This window comes from Terriglobales bacterium, assembly GCA_035624475.1.
Classification (GTDB): domain Bacteria; phylum Acidobacteriota; class Terriglobia; order Terriglobales; family Acidobacteriaceae; genus DASPRL01.
In genome coordinates, this window is record DASPRL010000120.1 from 1 (window position 1) to 5,236 (window position 5,236).

6 protein-coding genes are annotated in these 5,236 nt (G+C 66.8%); 4 read left to right on the forward strand and 2 right to left on the reverse strand.

The window, feature by feature from the left end; translation table 11 throughout:
- Positions 1–335: hypothetical protein (locus VEG08_05125; GenBank protein ID HXZ27365.1), on the reverse strand; the 335-nt coding region annotated here is incomplete at its 3' end.
- A gap of 208 nt (positions 336–543) precedes the next feature.
- Here VEG08_05125 and VEG08_05130 point away from each other — a divergent pair.
- The 4 genes from VEG08_05130 (at position 544) to VEG08_05145 (ending at position 3,679) form a co-directional block, all read left to right on the forward strand.
- Positions 544–1,347: a gamma-glutamyl-gamma-aminobutyrate hydrolase family protein gene (locus VEG08_05130; GenBank protein ID HXZ27366.1), complete on the forward strand. Its 804-nt coding sequence runs from the start codon at positions 544–546 to the stop codon at positions 1,345–1,347.
- A gap of 61 nt (positions 1,348–1,408) precedes the next feature.
- Positions 1,409–1,762, forward strand: a complete 354-nt coding sequence (locus VEG08_05135; GenBank protein HXZ27367.1) for a four helix bundle protein — start codon at positions 1,409–1,411, stop codon at positions 1,760–1,762.
- Between the two features lie 37 nt (positions 1,763–1,799).
- Positions 1,800–2,576: an SDR family NAD(P)-dependent oxidoreductase gene (locus tag VEG08_05140; GenBank protein HXZ27368.1), complete on the forward strand. Its 777-nt coding sequence runs from the start codon at positions 1,800–1,802 to the stop codon at positions 2,574–2,576.
- A gap of 305 nt (positions 2,577–2,881) precedes the next feature.
- Complete coding sequence (locus VEG08_05145; protein ID HXZ27369.1) at positions 2,882–3,679, forward strand: hypothetical protein; 798 nt, start codon at positions 2,882–2,884, stop codon at positions 3,677–3,679.
- 157 nt (positions 3,680–3,836) lie between these two features.
- Here the strand turns inward: VEG08_05145 and VEG08_05150 are convergent.
- The coding region (locus tag VEG08_05150; GenBank protein HXZ27370.1) for a DUF2207 domain-containing protein at positions 3,837–5,236 on the reverse strand (1,400 nt) is incomplete at its 5' end.

A 5,236-nucleotide genomic window follows, 5' to 3' on the forward strand; every position in this document is an offset into this window, starting at 1 on the left:
CGGGTGTCGAGCACGGCCATGAGCTGGTAGTCGCCCGCGGGGGCCTCGGCGAAGGGCTTGGGGAAGGCCAGGGCGGGCGCGACCTCCAGCGGCCCCCCGGGCTCGAGGTCGTGCACCGCGATGGCCTCCATCCACACCTTCTGCGGCTCCAGGAAGTCGGGTGCGAGCGGGCGCTTGGCCGCGGTTCCCGGTTGCAGGAAGACCAGCAGCCGCCCCGACACCGTGCCCGTCTGCAGCTCCGGGGCCAGAGTCACGCGGAAACGTACCGGCTCCGCCGCCCACAGCGGCAGCGCGAGCAGGGCCAGCACCAGAACCAACTTGCGCAGTTGCCTCATCCTTCCCACCTTTCGGAAACCGAAGAGTCTATCAGGTTCACCACAGAGGCACGGAGGCACAGAGAAATGCAGAAGGAAGAATTGAGAATGCAGAATGTCCTTCTGCCCGCGCCCCGACCTCATTCTGCATTCTTCATTCTGCACTCTGCATTTGTTCTCGGTGCCTCTGTGTCTCTGTGGTGAGATCGCTTTCGATTAGAATGGCGTCATGCCCAAGCCGCGCATCGCCATTCCGCTACCCTATTCGCAAGACCGCGAGTACGCGGAGCGGGCGCTGCCGCAGTACCTGGCGGCCATCGAGCAGGCGGGCGGTGAGCCCGTGGTCATCACCCTGGACCCGCCCCCCGAGGACCTGGCCCGGCGGCTGATGGCCTGCGAGGGCGTGCTGCTGCCCGGCAGCAAGGCCGACCTCGACCCGGAGAAGTACGGCGCCGCGCGCCATCCCAAGACCGCGCCCCCCGATCCCCTGCGCGACAACGTCGACGAACTGCTGGTGCAGGACGCCTACAACATGCGCAAGCCCATCTTCGCCATCTGCTACGGCGTGCAGATGCTGAACGTGTGGCGCACCGGCTCGCTGGTGCAGGACATCGAGAGCGAATTCGGCTCGCACGTACCCCACGCCGCCGGACGCAAGCTGGCGCGCGCCCATATGGTGGCGGTGGACCCCGCGTCGCGCCTCGCCGCCATCGTGGGCGAGTACCTGGAGTCGGCGCCCCCGTGGCGCGACGACGGCATCGTGGGCCGGCCCCTGGAGGTCAACTCCAGTCACCACCAGGCGGTCGCGACCGTGGGGGACGGGCTGCGCGTGGCCGCGGTCTCCCCGGTGGACAACGTCATCGAGGCGCTGGAGGGCACGCTTCCCGGCCACTGGGTGCTGGGAGTGCAATGGCATCCCGAGCGCTCCTACGACGACGATCCCGCCTCGCGCGCGCTCTTCCGCGCCTTCATCCAGGCCTGCGCGGCGTGGCGGCCGCAGCCGCAGCCCGCCTCCGCCGCCCGCGGTGTATAGTTCCCAGTTCCCGGTTCCCAGTTCCCAGTTGGGGTTGCCAGTTGCGAGTCAGGAGGCAATCATGAGTTCTTATCGGGATTTGCAGGTATGGCAAAAATCGATTCGCTTAGTGACGGATATCTACAAGGCCACGGATGCGTTCCCTTCTAGAGAGATGTATGGTCTGACCAGCCAAGTGCGACGGGCTGCGGTTTCGGTTGCGTCGAACATCGCCGAGGGTCAGGGCCGTCGCTCGAAGCAGGAATTTCGCCAATTCCTCTCGCACGCCCGCGGCTCGCTCATGGAGGTTGAGACGCAGATCGTGATTGCGCAGGAGTTGCATTACCTGAACCAGGACACCGCCGGGAAGCTGTTAGACTCGTCCGCTGAAGTGGGCCGCATGCTGAATGGCCTGATGCATTCGATGGCCGCATAGCAGGAAACTGGAAACTGGGAACCGGGAACTGGGAACTATGAACGGCGTTTCCATGTCGCTCGCCGGCCACGTGGCCGTGATCACCGGAGGCTCGCGCGGCATCGGCGCTGCCACCGTCAGGATGTTCGTCGCCGCCGGCGCCAAGGTGGTCTTCAGCTACCAGAAGGCCAAGGCGGAGGCCGACAAGGTGGTCGCCCAGTGCGGCGGCCCCAGCGAGTGCGTGGCCGTGCAGGTGGACCTCAGCGGCGTGGCCGGGGCCAAGGAGTTGATCGACGTGGCCGTGCACCGCTTCGGCCGCTGCGACCTGCTGGTGGCCAACCACGGCGTCTGGGTCTCCTCCGACGTGCCCGTGGACCAGATGTCGGACGAGCAATGGCGCACCACCCTGGCCATCAACCTGGACAGCGTCTTCGCCCTGGTCCGCCACGCGGTGGCGCAGATGAAGAAGCAGGGCGGAGGCGGGCGCATCGTGCTGGTCAGCTCCACCGCCGGGCAGCGCGGCGAGGCCTTCCACGTGGACTACGCCGCCACCAAGGGCGCCGTCATCAGCATGGTGAAGGGGCTCTCCACCGAGCTCGCCCCCGACAAGATCTGCGTCAACTGCGTGGCCCCCGGCTGGGTGGATACCGACATGGCCGCGCCCGCCCTGCGCGATCCCGCCACCCGCGAGCGCGTCTTCCGCACCATCCCCCTGGGGCGCGTGGCCTCGCCCGAGGAGATCGCCGGACCCATCTTGTTCCTGTGCAGCGAGCACGCCGGCTTCGTCACCGGGGAGATCTTCAACGTCAACGGCGGGGCGGTCTTAGTGGGGTAGGAATCTCACCGCCGAGACCGCAGAGATCGCAGAGGAATGCTAAGGCCTTTCAAATTGTCATCCTGAGCGAGCGATGTCCTGCGGCTGGCCCGCAGGACATGGCGAGTCGAAGGACCTCGCGTTTTCCGCGGGCGCGAAGAAACACAAGGTGCGTCGACTCGCTGTCGCCCGCCCAGCCGGACTCCAGCTCGCTCAGCATGACAGTTCCAGTGATTCTTTCTTTCTCTGCGATCTCTGCGGGCTCGGCGGTGAATCCTAGGCCCCCAGGCAGCTACAATGGGTCCACCCGCGTCTAACTGATTTCCATGAAGCCCCTGGCCCTCATCCTGCTTGTGCTCCTGCCGGCGGCGGCGCAGCAAGCTGCGCCCGCCGCGCCCCAGACGTCCGCCGTCCAGGCCAACGAGCGCCAGGCCCGCGCCGTGCTCGACCGCATGCTGCAGGCGCTGGGCGGCCAGGCCTGGCTCACCTTCACCGACCTGGAAGAATCCGGCCGCACCTACAGCTTCTACCACGGTGAGACCCGGGGCGCCGGCGTCCAGTACTGGCGCTTCTGGAAGTGGCCCGACAAGGAGCGCGTGGAGCTCACCAAGCAGCGCGACATCATCGAGATCTACAACGGCGAGCAGGGCTGGGAGACCACCTACAAGGGCACCCACAACCAGGAAGCCAAGGAGCTGGCGCTGTACCAGCAGCGCCGCCGCTACTCGCTGGCGCAGGTGCTGCGCACCTGGCTGACGCAACCCGGCCTGGCCCTCTTCTACGACGGCGCCTCGCTGGCCAACGGCCGCCCCGTCGAGCAAGTCACCCTCATGAACGCCCAGGACGAGAGCGTGACCCTCTACGTCTCCAGCGAGAGCCACCTGCCGCTCAAGCTCAGCTACCGGGTCCGCGACCCCCTCTACCACGACCTCAACACCGAGAGCGTGGTCTGGGACAACTACCACCCGGTGCAGGGCATCCAGACCCCCTACAGCGTGACCTTCTACCACAACGACGAGATGGCGGGGCAGCGCTTCGTCAACGCGGTGCGCTACAACCTGGGTCTGGCCGACTCCCAGTTCACCGCCACCGTCACCACCCCGCCGTTGCCCAAGAAACACTGAGTGATTGGGTGACTGGGTGATTTTCAATCAGCAAGTCACCAAATCCGCAAGTCACCCAGTAAAGCAATAGGAAATGCAGAATTGAGAATGCAGAATGAGTTGGCGCTCGGCCGAGCTCCTCTCATTCTGCATTCTTCATTCTCAATTCTGCATTTCCCTACCACCCGCCTCCTCCGCCCCCGCCCCCGCCGCCGCCCGAGCCGCCGCCTCCTCCGCCTCCGCCCGAGGAGCCCGGCGCGGTGGAGGACGAAGCGATGGCGCCCGCGAACGAGCCTCCCAGCGACGAAGCGAAGCCCGCCGCCCCCAGGCTGCTGAAGTCGGAGCCGTGATACCACGCCGGGGTGTAGCCGCTGCTCGACGGCCCCTGTCCCGCCGCGCCCAGCACCCCAGAGAACTGCTCCGCCCAGGCGTGCTCCACGTCCAGGGCCAGGGCGTAGGGCAGGAACTTCTCGAAGACCTCCGGGGTCTGCGCCACCGGGCTCATGCGGTTCATGCGGTCTTCCTCGGTGGCGCTCAGGAACATGCGGAAGCCGTCGATCTGGTCGAGCACCGTCCGCCCCGCGGCGGTGGGCGCTTTCAGCAGGTAGTGGAAGGCCACGTTGAGCGCGATCAGCGCCAGAATCACCCCCAGCAGCAGCGGCGAGGCCATCCGGGTGAACTGGTAGAGCACGAAGACCTCGGCTCCCAGGAAGGGCAGGCTGAACAGGCTCATGATGACGGCCTGGGGGATATGGGAGGGCTGCGCGGGCACGCTCTTCCACAGCCGCGCCACCGTGAACAGCAGGGCGAAGCAGCCCAATGTCCAGCCCGTCAGCCACACCGCCATGAAGATGGCCACCGGTCCTTCTCCCGATTGCAGGGTGACGGCCATGGCCCCCGCCGTGCCCAGGGTCAGCAGGATGCCGGGGATCATGTAGCGTCCGTGGGAGAAGAAGTAGACGTTGTCCTCGGCGTTCTTCAGGGTCCGGCGGAACTCGCTGAGCGCCGCAGCGATGGTGCTGTGGTTCGACTGTTCCAGCTTGATGCTGTCGTCGTCGCCCAGCAGCAGTTGTCCCGCCACCCGCTCCTCCGGGGCCAGCGCCGGGTCGTCGCTCTTGCCCACCCGCCGCAGGGTGTAGGTGTCGCCGTGCTTCTCGATGGTCAGGTACTTCTTCACCGCCATGTTGACCACGGCGGCGGCGAAGGCCTTGTTGTCGTAGCCCATCTTGCGCAGGTAGCGGACGGCCGCCGGCGACCAGCCCGAGGGCGGCTCGTACAGCGGCATGATGGTCCCGGGCTTGGGATCGCGGCCCACCGCCAGCCACGCCAGGAAGTAGTAGAGGAAGACCAGCAGCAGCCCCGCGCCGCCCAGCAACGCGCTGCGGTTGTCCTCAAGGAACCACTGCAGCTTCTGCTGGGGCGTGGGCTCGGCGACGAAGCCCTTGGGCCAGTCCACCACGATGCTCAGGTTCTCGTGCGGCTGGAGCGCGCGCGTGGTGGTGAAGGTGGGATCGCCCTGCTCGTCCCAGCCGGTGGTAAAGCCGGTCTCCCGCGAGCCTTGCTCCCCGGTGTAGCCGG